The following is a 19,780-nucleotide window of genomic DNA, read 5'->3' on the forward strand; positions in this document are numbered from 1 at the left end:
ACCTGCACTGGGTTCTTGATACCGTCTTTGCCGAAGATGCGGGGCGCTCACGAAAGAACAATGCGCCCCAAAACCTTGCCATCATGCGACGGCTCGCACTCAACATTGCCACCATGCATCCAGAAAGAGTTCCCATGCGACGAAAACTCAAAAAGGCCGCATGGAACGAGAAATACCTACTCGAGCTCATTCACCATATGCGATAGGCCTGCCCCGTAGGGGGGGGCGGGTTCGGCGCATCTGTACGTTCTTCCGGCGCGGCATACGGTGCCTTCAGCGCCAGCCAATGTTACGCCACATAGGACATAAGGCGGGGTACGGGCATTGTCCGTAGGGGTATACCCTAACGTACATCTGGAATGAAGCACGAAAGAGTGTCCGTAAGGGTTGACTTGGATCATCGTACATGCATTTTAACGGACATAACCCTAACGGATAAGGATTGGGTCATGTCAAAGACTGTATTGTACGCCCGTGTATCAACCATAGACCAGACGATTGATCACCAGCGAACGCAAGCCGAGCAAGCAGGTTTCGTCATTGATGAGGTTCTTGCTGACAATGGCGTGTCGGGTATCAGCACCAGACTTGCGGACAGACCGGAAGGCAAGAGGCTGTACGATAAGCTCCGCCATGGGGATGTGCTAGTAGTCCGGTGGGTCGATAGACTGGGCCGCAACTACGAGGATGTGACAGACGCCATTCGGCATTTCATGCGGCAGGGGGTCATCGTGAAAACGGTCATCAACAGCATGACGTTCGACGGGGCGACGGCGGACCCGATACAGCAGGCTGTAAGGGATGCGCTGATTGCGTTCATGGCCGCGACGGCTCAAGCTCAGGCGGAAGCCACAAAAGCCGCTCAGCGGGCCGGAATAGAGGCAAGCAAGGGTGACGCCGAACGCTACAGGGGCAAAAAGCCGAGTTATGATCGAAAGACGTTCCGGCAGGTTGCGGACATGCTGGCGTTTGGCAACGGCGCATCTGAAATTTCAAAAGCCACTGGACTGACCAGACAGACAGTTCTCAGAATTAAAGGGGATCAGGCCGGGGCCGAAGCAGCTTTAGTTAAGTGGGGTATGTGATGTCCAAGCTTACAATTAAAGCGCTGTTTATAAAAGATTTTATAGGATCTTTCTCTAGCCGGACACTAATAGGAAATAGAAACGCGGTATCAGTTTATCACCAGTTGAAAGCACGGCTTTAGAGCCTGATACAAGCTGGCTGCGATACCAATCCAGTGCTGGCCGATAGGATGCTGACGCATGATGGATCAGCAAGTATGACAGCCGATAGTCTGGTTACGGAATAGAACGGTTGACGATGCCGGAAAGGTAACGGACCCTAATAGGATAATAAGCCGGATGCCGAATGGGTTGCTGACCATTGTAGTCATGGCAGGTTCGGCTTTGACCAGATGGCTCTTTAAGACCAAATCCCCAATCCTCACTGTACAGTGTATCAGTTTTACCAAGTTAGATATGCAGATTTATATACCGATAATAATAAAATTAGGTAAAGCACTCCATTGCATATACATATACATATACATATACATATAGATATACATATAGATATAGATATAGATATAGGTTTAATATCAATGAATATGTTATATGGATGAAGGTATCGATGAATGCTGCAGTATCTAGCTATGGAGCCATCAGTACAGTTCAGGGGAATGGCATTTTAGCGGATTTCGGCACTAGCAAAACGGCACCAGCACGCCACCCCGATCCGGCTATCAGTCCTAAGTGTACAGTGGTCGTGTCCAGTTTTAAGAATAAGTGATAAATACAAAATATAAATACAGAATGGAGTATATATTGTCGGTGCCGATTACGTTGTAACTCACGGTTATCATAATAATGTACAGGTGATATATATGAGATTCGTTCTATGTGGGTACGATACGGATTGGAAATACGAAAACCTTGTGGTTTGAACTCAATGCATCCAAATATTTTTGAGCTTATATGTCGCGCTGTGCGTTTCATTCCTTGAGGGGCTTCTTTCGACTGCAGGAGCTCGCTCAGAGCGAAAGCAGGGCTTGCAATTGGCAATGAGGCGTCGAGACGAAAAACGCTCGTCAGCGGGCAAATTTGGGAATTTCAATGTTGACTAAAATAATGTCAGCTCTCTGATATGCTTTACTGTTCTCGTGTAGCTGTCTCGTAACGCCACTCTTTCCTGAGCAACTATTCCCCCGGCTGTACGGAAAACCTGTTAGCACCACGGCTGTCTTTTGCCGCCCCATGTCCGGGCTAAGCCTTCCGACACAAGCATGTCGCCAATGGATCGGCCATCCCGTACCAGCACCCGAAGCTTGCGCCCGTACTTGTCTTCATCTCGTCCCCGCCATGCCTGCATCTGGAAGGGGCCAGCATTGACTAGTTCCTTGAGCCGAACGGTTGCGTGATCTCCCAGCGCCTTCTCGGCTGCGCAATGGGGTGCGCCGACTTCCGATGTATCGATGTCGGCAATGCGGATTTTGATACCGTTGCTCCAAAGCGTATCTCCGTCCACGATGCAGTTGAGCCGTGACCCGGTCTTGCACAGATCAAAAGCTATCTCGCTCATGTCGGCACCTTGTGGAAGCTTTGTAACCTGCGAGGCGCTTGCTTCCATACATAAGCACGCCACGATCAGCATGCCGAATGTGCTGCAATTCTTCACGCGCTGTGCTGCTCGGTGACGAGATGATGGAAACTGAGTGCAGTCAGGCGAGGATGGATATCCTGTTTAAAGTTGCTATCGATCAAGTTAGGATGTGCTCGTGCAAGCCACCCGGCATGTTCGGAGGCGTTGGCAGAGAAACGCCTGAGTTCCTGTGCGAAGGCGGCATAATAGCTCTCGTAGTCGGCAAATTTCTCGATTATCTTGTGATCATGGCAGTATTTCGCTGCCAGCAGTAAGGGGTCGATACCGTCTGTGTGGGCGCGGTGTAACGGTTCGTGTTCCATAAGGTCTGTAACGCGGGGATCGCTGACAGACTTGCCAGAAATACGATGAACCTCATTTGCGTAGGTCTCGTAGAAGTCGACATACCGCTCGTCCTTGCGCATGTCCTCGTCGGCCTGTGGGTCTTCATCTGTAGTGATCGTGCTAATGCGACCGTATGCAACTTCAATCCCCAAAGTCTCTGGCGCTGCAAGTGCCATCTTCTGATACCAGAATGGCATCGTCGTTTGCATTCCCTGTCGGTAGGCGTAGCCGATCATTGGAAGCTGTTTGCCACGATGTACGGTTGCGTACTCCAGCTTCGCCATATTCATGGCGTTGATCGCAAGGTCTTTGCCAACGTCGCTGAGCAATACCTCCGTCATGACATTGGCATCTTCAGGCGGCAAACCCTTCTTGAGCGTTTCCAGATAGACGTAGGCCCGCACGGCCTCCTTGCCTGTGCGGCTGGTATGGCGAAAGAACCTGTAGCCAGCGAATGCCAGCAACCCAATGATGATGATTTCCATGCGTCTACCTCTGTGTTTCGATCTGGATCGGAATATCTGATTTTTGGATAATCTAAAAATCGGATTACCGCACGGTTGAAGGGACAGTCAACCGCGCATGGCAAAAACACTGCATTCAAAGAGACAGGAGGTATTGGTAACGGCGATTGCAGAACAGCGCCGCGCTAAAGGCTTGTCTCAAGCGCAGGTCGCAAAGGTTTTAGGACGCCATCAACCCTTCATCGCCAATATCGAAAGTGGCGAACGGCGTGTCGATTTGCTGGAATTGCTAACGATCGCCAGCATCATCGGGTTGGATGTTCACGCGCTTGTGGATCGGTTGCAGCAGGTTCCTGAGTGAAATCCAGCTTCTGTATCGCGTCATTGAGCAGGTGCAGCGTGTGGCCGCCAAAATAACTCTGGTAGGTCACACCCTGTTGGCTGTGTCCGACAAGGGCCTTGATCAGAGGGCCGTCAACTTGAGCATTCACAAGCTTAGTCACAACCGTTTGCCGTAGGCTGTGAAACACGAGTAGCTTTGTTTTGATGCCAAGAGATGGTAGCAGGGTCTCGTTGAACCAACGGCCAATTGCTCGTCCACGACCATGTTCAACTGATGTGCTAAGATCGTGGAACAGCTTTGATACGCCCCGCTGACGGAGTGACTGTACATAATCCAAGAAGCCAAGCGCGAGAAGGTCTTTATGTATCGGAACCCTGCGCTTTGCAGACAAGGTCTTCAGCTTTTTTTCATCACCCTCATCATTCAGGTCAAAAAACCAGATTTCACCTTCTTGTTTGATGTCTGTAAGATCGATTTGCGCGATCTCATTTAGTCTCGCCCCGGTATACAAACCTATTAGCGGTCCCCATTTTTGATGAGGCTTACGCGCATGCAAAAAGCCGCCGTCCACTATGGCTTCCAGAATTGTTCGCACTTGCTCCGGTGTGAACCCTTCGCGGGTTTTTGCCTGTAACCGTTGACGATTCTGTTTTATCGCGACAGCCGCAAACAGATTATGTTTGATATGGCCGTGCTGGTGCGCATAGCCGAAAAAGTCATTGTAGGTCTGCAAGTATTTATTGATTGAAGGCACTGATAGTCGCGACAGGTTTGTCATAGTTAGTATCTCTGCCAATGGTTTGCCAATCGTCGCCTGCTTTTTGTGACGATGCTTGGGTAGGGCAAAGAGGGTTTCCTTAACGGTCGTCACATCCTTGTGGGTCAAGGTGGCAATATCGCGGTTGGTTCCGAAAAGCTCTGTAAGCAGGCCAAGATATTCCTCCTTACCGCTTACGGTGGTTTCTACCCAGTTCCCGCCCCGCTTTCGCTCCATGATAAACCGCTTGGCTAGTTCTTGTATTGTTACGCCTGCACTGATTGGCGGCTCCATCGGGGCAGGCGAAAGGTTAGCTCCGAGTGTAGGAGCGGATATGATGCGTTCATCTGATGTATTAAGGTCAAAATCATCGTATGAGGCATCGTGATCCAAAGCGGCTTTGAGAAAGCTACGGACGGCCTTTTTAAAATCTCGCTCAAGCCACTGATACTGTTGGTCAGCACCTGAAAAAGGCACGTTGTATTGCTTCATAAAGCTTGCAAGTAGCGTCTCGTAGCCGGTTCCAAACGATAGCGGTTTGTCCTCTGCTATTTCACGCTCGGTCGTCGCAAGCCGCTGTTGATAGTCCGCTCGCGTCTTTTCGTTCAAGCGGCCTTGGATATCTATTTCGTTTTTAACCGTGTCGAGAAGTTCGCGGAAGTGCCTCTTCAGGAGGCCGTGCAGTTCGTCGTATCGCATTCCGTAGGCAATCCCGTGGTCATTCAGTTGTTCACCTATCTGGATCAAAGAGCGGGACAAGCGCAATGCCTTTTGTGGGTCACGCGTCTGTAGCGACAGCTTGATCGTTTCAGCTTTACCGTGCGGATGTAGCAGCTTGGGTAGTGGCCAACGGAAGTAGAATAGGCCGTGCCGAGACTTGAGAAGGTACGTGGGAACGAACAAAAAATGCCTCACCGGAGTGTCCCACCTGTGGAAACCGGAAGCAAGTCTTTGATTTAAAAGGAAATGGTGCCGCTTGCAGGACTCGAACCTGCGACCCCATCATTACGAATGATGTGCTCTACCACCTGAGCTAAAGCGGCCCAGGAAACCGCGAGAAGCGATTTCCATTCTGAGCGGGTGGATACAGGCAAACTTTGCGGATTTCAAGATGCCTTTTCTGATCTGTTACGCTTTTTCGCAAATCCTTGCTTTTGCCGCATGGTACTCGCTTTCCAGCCTGCCAACCAAGGCCGAGACCGGCTGAACCGACTTGATCGCTCCTATGCCTTGACCGCAGCCCCAGATGTCCTTCCAGGCTTTCGCGCCGGTGGTGGCCGCTTCAAAATCCATTTTGCCCGGGTCGGCTTCAGGCAGATGGTCGGGGTCAAGGCCAGAAGCCTTGATGGAGGATTTCAGGTAATTGCCATGCACGCCGGTAAAATAGTTGGAATAGACAATATCGTCGGCGCTGCCTTCAACCAAAGCCTGCTTGTAGGCTTCGGAAGCACGGGCTTCCTCGGTGGCAATGAAGGGCGAGCCGATATAGGCCATGTCAGCCCCCGCGGCTTGCGCTGCCAAAATTGCACCGCCATTGGCTATGGAGCCTGCCAACAGCAGGGGGCCATCAAACCATTCACGGATTTCCTGCAAAAGTGCAAAAGGCGAGAGCCTGCCAGCATGGCCGCCCGCGCCAGCGGCAACCGCAATCAGGCCATCCGCTCCTTTGCGGATCGCTGAGTTTGCGTGGCGATTGTTGATGACATCATGCAGCACAATGCCGCCATAGGAATGAATGGCAGCATTGACCTCTGGCACGGCCCCCAGCGACGAAATCACGATCGGCACCTTGTATTTCACGCACAGGCCAAGATCATGCTCCAAACGTTTGTTGGAGGTATGCACGATCTGATTGACGGCAAAGGGTGCTGCGGGCTTCTCAGGGTTTGCGGCATTGTAGGCGGCGAGATTTTCGGTGATCTCGGCCAGCCATTCATCCAATTGGGCTTCGGGGCGTGCGTTGAGTGCCGGAAACGAGCCAACCACACCGGCCTTGCACTGGGCCAGTGTCAGGGCAGGGTGGGAAATAATGAAGAGGGGAGATGCCACAACCGGCAAGGCAAGATGACGAGAGAGAATTGCTGGAAGGGCCATTGCACACCTCAAATATTTGACGTTTCCGTAAACGTCAAAACGATAGCAGAGCCATTGGCGATTGAAAAGAGCGTTCTCTTCTCAAATATGTCGGGTTTGTTCCAACTATTGTGGCAGTTCCGGTTCGCCGCCGGGGGATGATGACATGCATCATGTTGATTGCTGCTTGTGAGCAGATATGACCTATGATGTCGGGTCCTTGTCGTCCCATATATAGTGAAAGGCGTGATAAAGGTGCGCAGGCGGGCTTGCGGTTTGTCTGGGCAGCCGTTACCGATTCGCAGCAAGAGAGTGTGCGCTGGCATGGTTCCGGCACGGTGTATGAGGAAAGATCAGGCGTGAGCGGATTGGAAACGGCGATTAGAGGCGCGTTGGAGCGGTCGGACCGCACGAAGGCGGAGGTGCGGGCGCGGATTTATCAATCTGCCCGCCAGGCGCTGGAATCCGGTTTGCGCAAGCAGGGCGTCAATGATCCCGAAACCGTGGCCGAGCAACGCCATCAGCTTGAAGCGACAATCCATGCGATTGAGCAGGAAGAGCGTGAGCGTTTAAAAGCGCAGGCTGAAGTTGCGCCGCCGGTTGCAAAACCTGTTACCCCCGCAGCACCGCAGCCAGTTTCGCCCCCGCCAGCTGCACCGACGCCAGCTGCACCGCAGCCCATGCCTCAGTCCCGTGCGAGTGAGCCGAAAGCGCCTCAAGCATCGAAACCGACCGAGCCTGCCGCAGAGGATGCAGGCGTGCTCTCCTTTGGTGCTGATCGTGATCACGTCGCCGATCACCCTTCATCTTTGGATGATGTGAGAGCCGAGCGCGATGACCGCCCCGCGATGGATGCGGTTATGGGTGAGCGCCGGCAGGCGGCCGCCCCTGCGTCTGATGTGGTTGATGAAAAGCCATCAAAGCGCGGGTCGAAGAAACGCGCTCAAGCCGCCGCCAAAGCCCAAGCTCAAGCCGCAGCCCGAGCCAAGCCACGGCGTCGCCGGGGTCTGTTCTCGCGAATCTTTATCTTCGTTGTTATTCTGAGCTCCATCGGCATTGCAGCCTGGTGGGTCTATTCAACGGGTCTTCTTCTTACCGCAGCCGAGCGCCAGACTGGCGTGCCGACGCCGACGCCCACAGCTTCTGCCGATGATTTTTCGGGCAATAGCCAGGAGCCGAAGACCATTGATCCGCAGCGTGGGTTCTCCAGCGCATGGCTGGATATTTTCAAGCCCAGCGATGCCCGCGCCGTCAAGGCAGGCCCGAACGCCACGGTGGAGGTTTTGGGTGCAAGCGATGGGCAGGCCGTCAAGATCGCCTCGCGCAGTTCAGATGCGGATGGCGCTGCGATTTTCACGGTTTCGCCGGATATTCTGCGTGAAATGGTGGGTAAAACCTCAACGATTGCCATCACGGTGCAATCGACAGGCGAGAAGCCGGTGCAGTTTGCGGTCTCCTGCGAATTTGATCGGCTGGGCGGCTGTTCCCGTCATCGCTTCACAGCCAATCCGGAGCAGGCAGACCTGCTGTTTCGGGTGACCTTGCCCCCCGCGGTCACCCCCAACGCACCCGGACAATTCACCATCAACACCGATATGAGCGGCAATGGTGCTGGAATCAATGTCTATTCCATCCGGGTTTTGCCGGGGCAATAATGCCTGCCGTTGTCAGAGGATCTTGGATGGCTTACCCAGGATTTTTTCGTCAATGTCGCCGATCGCCTTGAGGTCTTTGCCGTCATAATCCAGTGATAACAGGATATGGCGGATGGCATTGAGGCGCGCGCGGCGTTTGTCGTTGGCCCGCACCACGGTCCAGGGTGCTTCCTTGGAATGGGTTTCTTTCAGCATCCGGTCGCGCTTTTCGGTATAGTCATCCCACCGGTTCAGAGCGGCAATGTCCATGGGTGAGAGTTTCCAGACTTTGAGCGGATCGTGGCGGCGATCGTGAAACCGCTCAATCTGCATTTCGCGGCCAATATCCAACCAGAATTTGAAGAAGTGGATATTGTCCTGCTGGATCAGTTTTTCAAACCGTGGCACCTGCTCCATAAAATGCCTGTACTGCTCCTCTGTGCAAAAGCCCATCACCGGCTCAACCACCGCGCGGTTATACCAGGAACGGTCAAACAGTACGAATTCGCCAGCACTTGGAAACTCGGCAATATAGCGCTGAAAATACCATTGACTTTTTTCGGTCTCCGTCGGTTTGGTCAGCGCCACATTGCGCGCAGAACGCGGGTTCATATAGGATAAAATCGAGTGGATCGTGCCGCCCTTGCCAGCAGCATCGCGCCCTTCAAACAGCGCCATAACACGGGCCCCGGTGGCCTGTAGCCAAAATTGGACTTTGACCAGTTCAATTTGTAGGGCCTTCAATTGCTCGTCATAATCACTTTGCTTCAGTTTTTTATCATAGGGATAGCCGCCCGATGCAAGGGCGCCTTTGTCCACCCAATCGGGCAAAACCGGATCATCAATGTCAAATTCGCGCTGCTGGCCATTGATTTCAAGAGTGACTTTGCGGCTGGCAATCGCTTGGTTCATTGCATTCTCCACAGGTGTTTTGAGCGGCAATCTGGACAGGATAGTGAATGAAATGCCTATATCATTCAATCGTTTGTCGCTGTTTTGATGAAGGCTGGCATAGGTGTCGCAACTTTATGTGATGCAACACTGTTCGAAGGCGGTACAATTCTGTCATGCTAGAGGAATAAGATGTAATCCTTCTTTGAAATGTCCAGCCCCTTGTACCGTGCCGCGCCGAGGTTTGCCTTGAAGTATTTTTTGTCACCTTTGCGTGTCTTTGGTCAAAGGCTTCGTCGTCGTTGGGATTTTATTCTTCTGGATGTCCTTGTGTCCGGCAGTGCGGCGCTGGCTGGAGCCAATCTGGTTTTTAGCTGCATCCTGTTTGCCTTCGCGCTGGTTGTCATCATGCTCTACGGTGATGTTGATGACGCGCAGACACCCGATGTGGTGCAAAAAGCGTCCTCTGCCGCACCACCGCTCTCTGGCGAAGATGTGGAGGGCTTGCTCAAGGCAACCTTTGCGGCCATTGAGCTGCCATGTCTGGTGTTTGGGGCGGATGGCACCGTCGCCTTTCAAAATGCTGCGGCAGAAAAGGCCTTTGGTGTGGTGGCGGCGGGCGTTCATCTGTCCGCCCGTTGGCGCTCTCCCGGTATTTTGGACATGGTGCGCGAAACCGTGGGCAATGGTCTGCCCAATCAGTTCGAGCACTCCGAAGTGCTGCCGTCCGAGCGTGTGTTTGTGGTGCGGGTGGCCCCGCTGGCCCTGCCGCAGCTAAAGCGGCACTCGGCGCTGTTTGTCATGACCTTTCGTGATATTTCCGAGTTGCGCCGCCTTGATCGCATGCGTTCGGATTTTGTCGCCAATGCCAGCCATGAATTGCGCACGCCGCTTGCCTCTCTGCGCGGCTTTATCGAAACGTTGCTGGGGCCGGCGCGCAATGATGACAAGGCGCGCGAGCGGTTTTTGGGCATTATGCTGGATCAGGCCAACCGCATGAGCCGGCTGGTGGATGATCTTTTGTCGCTCTCGCGGCTGGAATTGAAGGCCCATCTGGCACCAGACCAGAAAGTGGCCTTGCAGCCGGTGTTGAGCCATGTGCGCGATTCCCTCAGCCCGTTGGCGACGGAGCTGGATGTGGATTTGCGCCTGCATTTGCCCGAAGAGCCGATCGAGGTGACGGGGGACCGCGATGAGCTGATTCAGGTGTTTGAAAACCTGATCGAAAATGCCTGCAAATACGGACAGGAAGGCAAGCAGGTCGATGTCTTCCTGCGTCAGACCCCCGACGCTGTGGAAGTCAGCGTTGTTGATAAAGGCCCCGGCATCCCCGCAGACGACGTGCCGCGCCTGACCGAGCGGTTTTATCGAGTCAGCGTCACCGATAGCCGATCCAAAAAAGGCACCGGACTTGGGCTTGCCATCGTTAAGCATATTCTCACACGCCACCGGGCACGCCTGATTATTCGATCAGAAATTGGGGTTGGGACGGACTTCACGGTGCGTTTTTGACATGAATGTCATAATTTTTTTAGGTTATTCTAAATTTTATAGATAAATCAATAAATTAGACTGTCATAAATGTTTCATCAAAGTGACATAAAAGCTAAGGCCATCGGGCGCTAAGTACAAGCAGCCGGAGCACGGCGAGGGCAGGCGGGGGACGCCTGCTTCCCAAACAAAAGCTCATTCTCGGGAGAGATTTATGAACATGCTAAGACTTTCCGTAGCGGCTTTGGTCGCATCTGTTGCATTTGCCGGTGCGGCTTCTGCCCGCGATCAGGTTCAGGTCGCTGGTTCTTCCACCGTTTTGCCTTATGCCAAGATCGTTGCTGAAACCTTTGGCGAAACCTTCCCCAAGTTCAAGACTCCGGTGGTTGAATCGGGCGGCTCGTCTGCTGGTCTGAAGGAATTCTGCAAGGGTGTTGGCCCGGAAACCATTGATATTGCCAATGCTTCCCGTCCGATCAAGGACTCTGAAGTTGAGGCCTGCAAAAAGAATGGCGTAACAGAAATTCAGGAAGTGAAGTTCGGCTACGACGGTATCGTCTTTGCCGTTGATGCTTCCAACAAAGACCTCGCTTTGGTGCCTGCTGATCTTTACAAGGCTCTGGCCGCTGAAGTTGTGGTGGATGGCAAGCTGGTTGCCAACCCTTACAAGAAGTGGTCGGAAGTCAACAAGGACCTGCCGGACACAGACATCATGGCCTTCATTCCGGGCGAAAAGCACGGCACACGCGAAGTGTTTGAAGAAAAGGTTCTGGCCGAAGGCTGCAAAGAATCCGGCGCTCTGGCTGTGATCGAAAAGGCTGTCGACAAAAAGGATGCGCCCAAGAAGTGCATCGCCGTGCGTAAGGATGGCAAGGCTGTCGATATTGATGGCGACTACACCGAAACGCTGGCCCGCATCTCGGCCAACAAGACAGCTGTTGGCGTATTCGGCTTGTCCTTCTACGAAAACAACGCGGACAAGCTGAAGGTTGCCACGATTTCTGGCGTCAAGCCTTCGGTTGAAACCGTTGCATCTGGCAAGTACCCAGTGTCGCGTCCACTGTTCTTCTACGTCAAGAAGGCGCACCTCGGCGTGATCCCAGGCATGAAGGAATATGTGGATTTCTTCCTGTCGGACCAGATGATCGGTGACGACGGCCCATTGGCCAACTATGGCCTGGTTCCTGCTCCTGAGAAAGAGCGCGAAGAATTCCGCGCCAAGTTCACAGCTGGCAAATAAGCAGATAACTGGCGCGGGTGTTTCATCCGCGCCAACTTTCATTTTGGCAGATCGCGCCTTCAATCATGATCTGTCAGCCTTCTCTCCTTGCTCTTCTGGGGTAGGGGTATGGTGACCCGGGGATGTACATGAGTCTATCCATACTGTTGTTTATTGTGATCGCGATTGGGGTCGTGTCTTATCTGATGGGAGCTTCGCGTGCAGCGTCTCTCGCGGGAGGCAAGGCATCCTCGCTTCATTCTCGCTATGGCTATCACGGCAGCTTTGTTGCGGTGATGGCGGTTGTTCCTGCTTTTCTTGTTCTGGCTGCCTGGCTGTCGATTGCGCCAAAGGTGATTGAAACAAGTGTGCGCGAAGCTTTGCCGCCGCAGGCGCAATCTCAGGCCGCTGCCACACAAAATTTGAACTACGGGACGATCATGTCGATTGCGCGGGGGATGCGCGATCTTGATGCGGATACCCTGGCAAAACTGAAGGCTGCCGATCCATCGACGGCGCGCACCATTTTGGGCGATCACGGCGTGCCGCTGGCGGGTGAGCCGGATGCTTATATGCTGAATGCAGCAGAATCGCTCAACAGCATGAGTGCCATCAACAGCATGGCCATGACCGCTGTGGTGATTGCGCTGTCGATTGCCGGCGCAGCTCTTGGAATGCGGATGATTGCGCCACGCTTTCGGGCGCGCAATCGCGTTGAGCAGGTCATGCTGGCAGCGCTTATCCTGTGCTCGTCCATCGCCATTCTGACCACGGTTGGCATTATCCTGTCGATGTTCAGCGAGACGGTGCATTTCTTCCAGGCGGTTCCAGCGTGGAAATTCTTCTTTGGTGTGGTCTGGGATCCGCGTTTTGCGGCGGCTGGCTCCACCGACACCGGCGGCCAGTTTGGTCTGATCCCGCTGCTGCTGGGTACGCTTTATATTGGCGCGGTCGCCATGCTGTTTGCGGTTCCCGTCGGGTTGTTTTCGGCAATCTATATGGCTGAATATGCATCGCCAAAGCTGCGCGCCGTTACCAAGCCGCTTCTGGAAGTGCTGGCGGGCATTCCCACCATCGTTTACGGCTTCTTCGCACTCACCTCGGTCGGGCCTTTCCTGCGCGATATTTCTGCCAAGATCAGCGGCATCGCGACGGGCGATTTTACCAGCTTCATTCAGGCGCAAAGTGTTCTGACCGCCGGTTTCGTGATGGGCATCATGTTGATCCCATACGTCTCCTCGCTCTCCGATGACATCATCACAGCCGTGCCGCGCTCGCTCAGAGACGGATCGTTGGGCCTCGGCGCAACCCGCTCTGAGACGGTCAAGAATGTGATCTTGCCAGCCGCTCTGCCGGGCATTGTCGGCGCACTGCTGATGACCGCCTCGCGCGCTGTGGGTGAAACCATGATTGTGGTGCTGGCCGCAGGTGTTGCAGCCCGCATTCAGTTCAGCCCGTTTGAGCCGATGACAACCGTGACCGTCAAGATTGTCAACCAGTTGACGGGCGACCTTGAGTTTACCTCACCGCAGACGCTGGTGGCCTTTGCGCTGGGTATTACCCTGTTTGTCATCACGCTTTGCCTTAACATCTATGCACTTTATATCGTGCGCAAATACCGGGAGCAGTACGAATGAGTGATGTCGTCTCTCAAGGCCCTGCTTCAATGGCAGGCGCAAAAGCGCCGCGCCGCGATATCGGCATCAAACGCCGCTATGCTGCTGAACGTCGTTTCCGTGCCTATGGCATTGCGGCGATTGCCTTTGGCCTGATTTTTCTGGCGCTGTTGCTGAGTTCCGTGGTGTCAAAGGGCTATACGGCCTTTTTGCAAACCACCATTACGGTACCGGTTGAGTTCAGCCAGAAGATCATTGATCCCAACAATCAGCGCGCTACCAACCCGGATGTGCTGCTGCCCGCCAACTATCCATTGCTTGTGCGCAATGCAGTGGCAAAGGAACTGGGGCTGGAAACCACCAACCGCCCGGCCATGAAAGCCTTGATGGAGATGGTGTCGGACAGCGCGCGCATTCAATTGCGCTCGGTGGTCATGGCCGATCCGTCGGTGGTTGGTAAAACCGTGCCGATTTCTGTGCTGGCCAGCGCCACGATTGACTCGGCTTTCAAAGGTCAGTTTGACCTCACCACCGATGAGGCCAATCGCAAGATTTCGGATCAGCAGATCGAATGGATGAACAAGCTGGCGGCAAGCGGTGCTTTGCACAAGGCGTTCAACACCGGCATTTTCTTCAATGGTGCATCCAGCCGCCCGGAAGCCGCTGGCGTGGGTGTGGCCTTGATCGGCTCTGCCTACATGATGTTGATCGTGTTGGCTCTGGCTCTGCCCATTGGTGTGGCGGCCTCAATCTATCTTGAGGAGTTTGCGCCTAAAAACCGCTGGACGGACCTGATTGAGGTCAACATCAACAATCTGGCGGCGGTGCCTTCCATCGTCTTTGGTTTGCTGGGTCTGGCCGTATTCATCAACTTCATGGGCCTGCCACGCTCTGCATCGCTGGTGGGTGGTCTGGTTCTGACGCTGATGACCTTGCCAACCATTATCATCGCCACCCGTGCCGCTTTGAAGGCGGTGCCACCGTCCATTCGCTCGGCAGCGCTTGGCCTTGGTGCATCGAAAATGCAGACCGTGTTCCATCATGTTCTGCCATTGGCCATGCCGGGTATCCTGACCGGAACCATTATCGGTCTGGCCCATGCCCTGGGTGAAACCGCGCCACTGCTGCTCATCGGTATGGTGGCCTTTGTGGCCGATTATCCGGCAACCCCGATGGATCCCTCAACCGCTTTGCCGGTGCAGATCTACATGTGGGCCAATGAAGCGGAGCGTGCCTTTGTCGAGCGCACGTCGGGTGCGATCATCATTCTGCTTATCTTCCTGTTGATCATGAATGTCGGGGCTATTCTGCTGCGGCGGCGTTTCGAGCGGCGCTGGTAGGCGGTGCCGCCCCTGAAAGAAATGTGGACGGCTTTTCATCTGCAAATGCGCTATTGAGAAAGCCAGAGGAGTAAATTCCATGAACATGATGTCCGAATCAGCAGTGGAAAAGGCGCTGGATCAGAAAATGACCGAAATGAACTATAAAATGGTCGGCAAGGACGTGTCCGTTTATTACGGTGAGAAGCGCGCCTTGTTTGACGTCAACCTCAATGTTCGCGAAAACACCGTGACGGCTTTGATTGGCCCGTCTGGTTGCGGCAAGTCGACCTTCCTGCGCACATTGAACCGCATGAATGACACCATTGATGGCTGCCGCGTGACGGGTCGCATCACGCTCGACGAGATGGATGTCTATGATCCGTCCATCGACGTGGTGGAACTGCGCGCCCGCGTCGGTATGGTGTTTCAAAAGCCCAATCCATTCCCCAAGTCGATCTATGAGAATGTGGCCTATGGCCCACGCATCCATGGTCTGGCTCGCAACAAGGCGGATATGGATCAGATCATCGAGAAGAGCCTGCAACGCGCCGGCCTTTGGAATGAAGTCAAAGACCGTTTGCATGAAGCTGGCACTGGCCTCTCCGGTGGTCAGCAGCAGCGTCTGTGCATTGCACGTGCCATTGCGGTCAGCCCGGAAGTGATCCTGATGGACGAGCCATGCTCGGCGCTCGATCCGATTGCCACCGCCAAGGTGGAGGAATTGATCCACGAGCTGCGGGCCAATTTTACCATCGTGATCGTCACGCACTCCATGCAGCAGGCGGCGCGTGTGTCGCAGCGCACAGCCATGTTCCACCTTGGTCAGCTGGTTGAGGAAAACGACACCGATAAAATGTTTACCAACCCGGATGATCAGCGCACCCAGGATTACATCATGGGACGCTTCGGCTGAGCATTCGGCCGACGTCGAAAACAATCCATTAAGTTGAGGAAATGGCCATGCCAGCGCATATCTACACTGCCTTTGACGAGGAATTGAAATATCTCATGCGTCGCATCTCCGAGATGGGCGGTCTTGCTGAGCAGATGGTGGCGGAATCGGTTCGCGCCCTGGTGAATTCGGATGCGGCCCTTGCCCAGAAGGTCATTTCCGATGACACGATCATGGATGCCGCCGAGCGCGACGTTGGCGACAAGGCCATCGTCACCATTGCCAAGCGCCAGCCGATGGCGGCAGACCTGCGCGAAATCATTGGTGCCCTTCGCATTGCCTCGGATCTGGAGCGCGTTGGCGATATGGGCAAAAACAATGCCAAGCGCGTGATGGCCGTGCAGGGCACCGGCGTGCCGCGCAAATTGGCCCGCGGTATTGAGCATCTCTCTGAGCTGGCTCTGACCCAGCTGAAAGAGGTGCTGGATGTCTACACCACGCGTTCCGCCGAAAAGGCAAAGTCGATCCGCGATCGCGACGAAGAAATTGACGCCATGTACACCTCGCTGTTTCGCGAGATGCTGACCTATATGATGGAAGATCCGCGCAACATCACCACCTGCACGCATCTTTTGTTCTGCGCCAAGAACATCGAGCGCGTTGGTGACCATGCCACCAATATTGCCGAGACGATCTATTACATGACCACGGGTGCGCAGCCGGAGGGTGAGCGTCCGAAGGATGATACGACAACGGCGGTTGGCGTTGTTGAGTAAGGTTTAGGGGCTTCATGTCTGATGTCGGGATGCGTCAGACATGTTTGAGGTGAGGGGATCATGAACAAAGGTTTTGCCATTGGGGCAGGACCTTTGTGCTATCTGGCTCTCATTGAAGGTTTGAGAACGAATGCTGCCGAAGATTGCTGTGGTTGAAGACGAAGAAGCGCTCAGCGTTCTTCTTCGATATAATCTCGAAGCCGAAGGCTATGAGGTCGAAACCGTCTTGCGCGGAGACGAGGCCGAAATTTGTCTTCAGGAGCGGGTGCCGGATCTGTTGATCCTGGACTGGATGTTGCCAGGCGTGTCTGGTATTGAGCTGTGCCGCCGTTTGCGGATGCGCCCTGAGACCGAACGCCTGCCGATCATCATGTTAACGGCGCGGGGCGAAGAGAGTGAGCGCGTGCGCGGCCTCTCCACCGGTGCTGACGACTATGTGGTCAAGCCGTTTTCCACGCCGGAGCTGATGGCGCGGGTGAAAGCCATGCTGCGTCGGGCCAAGCCGGAAGTGCTCTCCAGCGTGTTGAAATGCGGCGACATTGAACTGGATCGCGAGACCCATCGCGTTCACCGCAAAAGCCGCGAAGTGCGCCTTGGACCAACCGAGTTTCGCCTGCTGGAGTTTTTGATGGCGTCCCCTGGCCGGGTGTTTTCGCGCTCGCAGCTTCTGGATGGTGTCTGGGGTCACGACATTTACGTGGATGAGCGCACGGTGGATGTGCACGTCGGACGACTGCGCAAGGCGCTGAATTTTTCCAACATGCAGGACGTGATCCGCACCGTGCGCGGTGCTGGCTATTCCATGGAAGCCTGAATCTGGCTTTGTTTATTGCATAATTCTTTAAACCGGAATCGGTTTAAAGAGAAAATTATGCAACAGATATAAAGTGCTACAGCGAACCTTTGTGCGCCATATATGGCGCACGGCGCTGTAGTGCACGATAGCAAAAACGGGCCGTTTGGCCCGTTTTTTGTGTTTGGTGCAAATTTTCAATGGCGGAAAACGATTGGCCTGAAATGGAAAGGCTGATCATCAATGTAACAAAGACCAGCCCCAGTATTTTTTTCGACGCATTTTCATGCGTGGAAGACGGCGCGCTTGGAAGCGCTTAGCGTGTTGCAGCCGCAGCGCGACGGCGCTCATTGACAGGCTGGTAAGCCAGCTTTGCGTGGTATTTGCAATAGGGCGAGCTGTCCATGCTGTCGCAGCCGCAGAAATGGAAATCGTCGGTCATCGGATCGCCAACCGGCCATTTGCAGGTGCGCTCGGTGAGGTCGGTCAGTGTCAGGCGCTTTGATGTTGGCAAGGTGCCGCTGATAACAGCCAGTTCTACCTTGTCTTCGATCGGCTGAATGTCCATATCCTGCTTCAGTGAAACAGCTTCTTCAGCGCGCGGCGCTGTGCGTGTTACGGTGCGTGCAGGATAGTTTGGTGCGCGCGGAGCCGGTGCGGCAGGGCGCTTTGGTGCCGTGCGTGTCGGGGTTGTTGTGGTGCCGCCAGCTTTGACGCGGCCCGGCAGGCAAAGCCTGTGAACCTTGCCAATCACGGCGTTGCGGCTGACACCGCCACCAAGCTGGGTGGCAATCTGGCTTGCGCTCAGACCTTCTGCCCATAGTTTCTTGAGTTTTTCAACTCGTTCATCTGTCCAGTTCATGCCGCAATCTCCGCCTGTTGCGTGCGTTTGCGCAGAATCCATCACCACGATCTCGGGAGGTCCGAAACCCAACTTGCCTCGAATTGTTGGTGACTATTCCGCCGCATGCAGTCTAGTAATTAGACATTAACCTAGTGTGAGCCTGACTCCGTGACAAGAGTCGGCGAATCATCACGAATCGAAATTCGTGCTTTTCCCCAACTTGCTGCCGATTGCGTTTTTTTCGAGTCTTGCGTTGCGAGGTTTCGCCCGTCGTCGAAAGTCATGAAATATCGATGTTTTGTTGACAATGAGGCACGAAGCCCCAATAGTGCAGTTGCGAATTTGGGGAGGACATGATCATCTCAAATCGCACAAAGGCCGCCGTGATGGCGGCATTTTTAATTTTTCACGGTCATACCGGCCGTGGAGTGTCAGTTTGGATTGCCGCAGGATAAAGGATTTTCCGTCATGGCTCAGAATACAACGCCGCTGTTCAACACGTTCTCACGTGCGCCGCTGCGTTTTGAGCGAGGTGAAGGCGTTTGGCTTTACACCGAAAGTGGCGAGAAATACCTTGATTTCGGTGGCGGCGTGGCTGTGACCTCCTGTGGTCATTCGCATCCCCATCTGGTCGATGCTTTGAAAAGCCAGGCCGAAAAGGTATGGCATTTGTCTAACCTCTACGAGGTGCCCGGTCAGGAGCGCCTGGCTGAGCGGCTGACCGAAGCGACGTTTGCCGACAAGGTGTTTTTCACCAACTCTGGCGCGGAAGCGTTGGAATGCGCCATCAAGACTGCGCGCCGTTACCATTATTCCAAAGGCCATCCCGAAAAATTCCACATCATCACCTTTGAAGGCGCTTTCCATGGTCGGACCATTGCGACCATTGCTGCCGGTGGTCAGGAAAAATATCTGGAAGGCTTTGGACCCAAGGCACCCGGCTTCGATCAGGTGCCGTTTGGCGACATGGAAGCGCTGAAGGCTGCCATTACTGACGCAACGGCAGCTCTGTTGATTGAGCCCATCCAGGGTGAAGGTGGCATTCGCGTTGTGGAAAAAGAGTTCCTGAAGCAGTTGCGCGCCATTTGTGATGAAAAGGGCCTGCTGCTGATCCTCGATGAAGTTCAAAGTGGTGTTGGCAGAACCGGTAAATTTTTCGCCCATGAATGGGCGGGCGTGACACCGGATATCATGGCAATTGCCAAGGGCATTGGCGGCGGTTTTCCGTTTGGTGCCTGCCTTGCCACAGAAGAGGCGGCATCGGGCATGACGGCGGGTGTTCATGGCACTACCTATGGCGGCAATCCGCTGGCGATGGCCGTTGGCAATGCGGTGCTCGATCTTGTACTCGCCGATGAGTTTTTGCAAAATGTTCGCGATGTCGCGCTGGTGTTCCGCCAAGGGCTGGCGGCGCTGAAAGACCGCTTCCCGGATGTGATTGAGGATATTCGCGGCGATGGTCTGATGCTCGGCATCAAGGCCGTCAAGCCCTCATCGGAACTGCTGTTTGCCATGCGAGCAGAGCATATTCTGGGTGTGCCAGCGGGGGATAATGTTATCCGTCTGCTGCCACCCTTGACCATCACCGCCGACGAAGCCCGCGAGGGTTTGAAGCGCATTGAGCAGGCCGCCGAGGCCTTGTCCGCAAAGGCTGCCCCCAGCGCAGCGCAGGCTTGAAAA

Annotated in this window: 18 protein-coding genes and 1 tRNA gene; 12 read left to right on the plus strand and 7 right to left on the minus strand. The window is 54.3% G+C overall.

Annotation, left to right across the window (positions count from 1 at the left end):
- Both E6C51_RS20060 and E6C51_RS07240 read left to right on the plus strand, forming a co-directional pair.
- Positions 1 to 206: transposase (locus E6C51_RS20060; protein ID WP_407920778.1), on the plus strand; the 206-nt coding region annotated here is incomplete at its 5' end.
- A gap of 243 nt (positions 207 to 449) precedes the next feature.
- A complete protein-coding gene (locus tag E6C51_RS07240) occupies positions 450 to 1,085 on the plus strand; it encodes a recombinase family protein (RefSeq protein ID WP_190235503.1) in 636 nt (211 codons plus the stop codon).
- Positions 1,086 to 2,226: 1,141 nt separating this feature from the next.
- Here the strand turns inward: E6C51_RS07240 and E6C51_RS07245 are convergent.
- Together E6C51_RS07245 and E6C51_RS07250 are read right to left on the minus strand one after the other, a co-directional pair.
- On the minus strand, positions 2,227 to 2,580 hold the full coding sequence (locus E6C51_RS07245) for a thermonuclease family protein (RefSeq protein ID WP_330999754.1): 354 nt from the start codon (positions 2,578 to 2,580) through the stop codon (positions 2,227 to 2,229).
- Positions 2,581 to 2,672: 92 nt separating this feature from the next.
- A complete protein-coding gene (locus tag E6C51_RS07250) occupies positions 2,673 to 3,470 on the minus strand; it encodes a hypothetical protein (protein ID WP_190235505.1) in 798 nt (265 codons plus the stop codon).
- Positions 3,471 to 3,567: 97 nt separating this feature from the next.
- On the opposite strand from E6C51_RS07250, the gene E6C51_RS07255 reads away from it, so the two are divergent.
- A complete protein-coding gene (locus E6C51_RS07255; protein ID WP_190235506.1) occupies positions 3,568 to 3,810 on the plus strand; it encodes a helix-turn-helix domain-containing protein in 243 nt (80 codons plus the stop codon).
- On the opposite strand, the gene E6C51_RS07260 is transcribed toward E6C51_RS07255, so the two are convergent.
- From E6C51_RS07260 to E6C51_RS07270, 3 genes are all read right to left on the minus strand, one after another.
- Positions 3,755 to 5,452: a site-specific integrase gene (locus tag E6C51_RS07260; protein WP_190235507.1), complete on the minus strand. Its 1,698-nt coding sequence runs from the start codon at positions 5,450 to 5,452 to the stop codon at positions 3,755 to 3,757. The genes E6C51_RS07255 and E6C51_RS07260 overlap by 56 nt on opposite strands.
- 64 nt (positions 5,453 to 5,516) lie before the next feature.
- Positions 5,517 to 5,592, minus strand: a tRNA-Thr gene (locus tag E6C51_RS07265).
- A gap of 85 nt (positions 5,593 to 5,677) precedes the next feature.
- Entirely contained in the window at positions 5,678 to 6,643 is a 966-nt protein-coding gene (locus tag E6C51_RS07270; RefSeq protein WP_190235508.1) for an NAD(P)H-dependent flavin oxidoreductase, read from the minus strand.
- A 248-nt stretch (positions 6,644 to 6,891) separates the two neighbouring features.
- Here E6C51_RS07270 and E6C51_RS07275 point away from each other — a divergent pair, with 248 nt between their 5' ends.
- Entirely contained in the window at positions 6,892 to 8,277 is a 1,386-nt protein-coding gene (locus tag E6C51_RS07275; protein ID WP_230987110.1) for a hypothetical protein, read from the plus strand.
- A gap of 12 nt (positions 8,278 to 8,289) precedes the next feature.
- Here the strand turns inward: E6C51_RS07275 and ppk2 are convergent, their stop codons facing one another.
- Positions 8,290 to 9,168, minus strand: coding sequence for a polyphosphate kinase 2 (gene ppk2, locus E6C51_RS07280; RefSeq protein ID WP_190235509.1), 879 nt, complete (start codon positions 9,166 to 9,168; stop codon positions 8,290 to 8,292).
- Positions 9,169 to 9,396: 228 nt separating this feature from the next.
- On the opposite strand from ppk2, the gene phoR reads away from it, so the two are divergent.
- The 7 genes from phoR to phoB all read left to right on the plus strand — a co-directional run bounded on the left by phoR (position 9,397) and on the right by phoB (position 17,277).
- Positions 9,397 to 10,659: a phosphate regulon sensor histidine kinase PhoR gene (phoR, locus tag E6C51_RS07285; RefSeq protein ID WP_407920779.1), complete on the plus strand. Its 1,263-nt coding sequence runs from the start codon at positions 9,397 to 9,399 to the stop codon at positions 10,657 to 10,659.
- A 193-nt stretch (positions 10,660 to 10,852) separates the two neighbouring features.
- Positions 10,853 to 11,878: a substrate-binding domain-containing protein gene (locus E6C51_RS07290; protein ID WP_146932150.1), complete on the plus strand. Its 1,026-nt coding sequence runs from the start codon at positions 10,853 to 10,855 to the stop codon at positions 11,876 to 11,878.
- A gap of 128 nt (positions 11,879 to 12,006) precedes the next feature.
- Positions 12,007 to 13,494, plus strand: coding sequence for a phosphate ABC transporter permease subunit PstC (gene pstC, locus E6C51_RS07295; protein WP_146932148.1), 1,488 nt, complete (start codon positions 12,007 to 12,009; stop codon positions 13,492 to 13,494).
- Positions 13,491 to 14,813, plus strand: a complete 1,323-nt coding sequence (gene pstA, locus E6C51_RS07300) for a phosphate ABC transporter permease PstA (protein WP_190235511.1) — start codon at positions 13,491 to 13,493, stop codon at positions 14,811 to 14,813. The genes pstC and pstA overlap by 4 nt, the downstream gene beginning before the upstream one ends.
- Before the next feature lie 79 nt (positions 14,814 to 14,892).
- The gene (pstB, locus tag E6C51_RS07305) at positions 14,893 to 15,708 is read left to right on the plus strand and encodes a phosphate ABC transporter ATP-binding protein PstB (protein WP_146932144.1); all 816 of its coding nucleotides are present in this window, start codon (positions 14,893 to 14,895) and stop codon (positions 15,706 to 15,708) included.
- A gap of 47 nt (positions 15,709 to 15,755) precedes the next feature.
- Positions 15,756 to 16,463: a phosphate signaling complex protein PhoU gene (gene phoU, locus E6C51_RS07310; protein ID WP_075639338.1), complete on the plus strand. Its 708-nt coding sequence runs from the start codon at positions 15,756 to 15,758 to the stop codon at positions 16,461 to 16,463.
- Positions 16,464 to 16,593: 130 nt separating this feature from the next.
- On the plus strand, positions 16,594 to 17,277 hold the full coding sequence (gene phoB / locus E6C51_RS07315; RefSeq protein ID WP_075639036.1) for a phosphate regulon transcriptional regulator PhoB: 684 nt from the start codon (positions 16,594 to 16,596) through the stop codon (positions 17,275 to 17,277).
- Positions 17,278 to 17,572: 295 nt separating this feature from the next.
- Here phoB and E6C51_RS07320 read toward each other — a convergent pair whose 3' ends face one another.
- On the minus strand, positions 17,573 to 18,118 hold the full coding sequence (locus tag E6C51_RS07320) for a GcrA family cell cycle regulator (RefSeq protein WP_146932140.1): 546 nt from the start codon (positions 18,116 to 18,118) through the stop codon (positions 17,573 to 17,575).
- 450 nt (positions 18,119 to 18,568) lie between these two features.
- On the opposite strand from E6C51_RS07320, the gene E6C51_RS07325 reads away from it, so the two are divergent.
- Positions 18,569 to 19,777 (plus strand): aspartate aminotransferase family protein, encoded by a 1,209-nt coding sequence (locus tag E6C51_RS07325; RefSeq protein WP_190235512.1) that lies wholly within the window; start codon positions 18,569 to 18,571, stop codon positions 19,775 to 19,777.
- The last annotated feature ends 3 nt before the right edge of the window (positions 19,778 to 19,780 follow it).

The sequence above is a fragment of the Gillisella terrae genome (genome assembly GCF_004801395.1).
GTDB classification, from domain to species: domain Bacteria; phylum Pseudomonadota; class Alphaproteobacteria; order Rhizobiales; family Rhizobiaceae; genus Allorhizobium; species Allorhizobium terrae.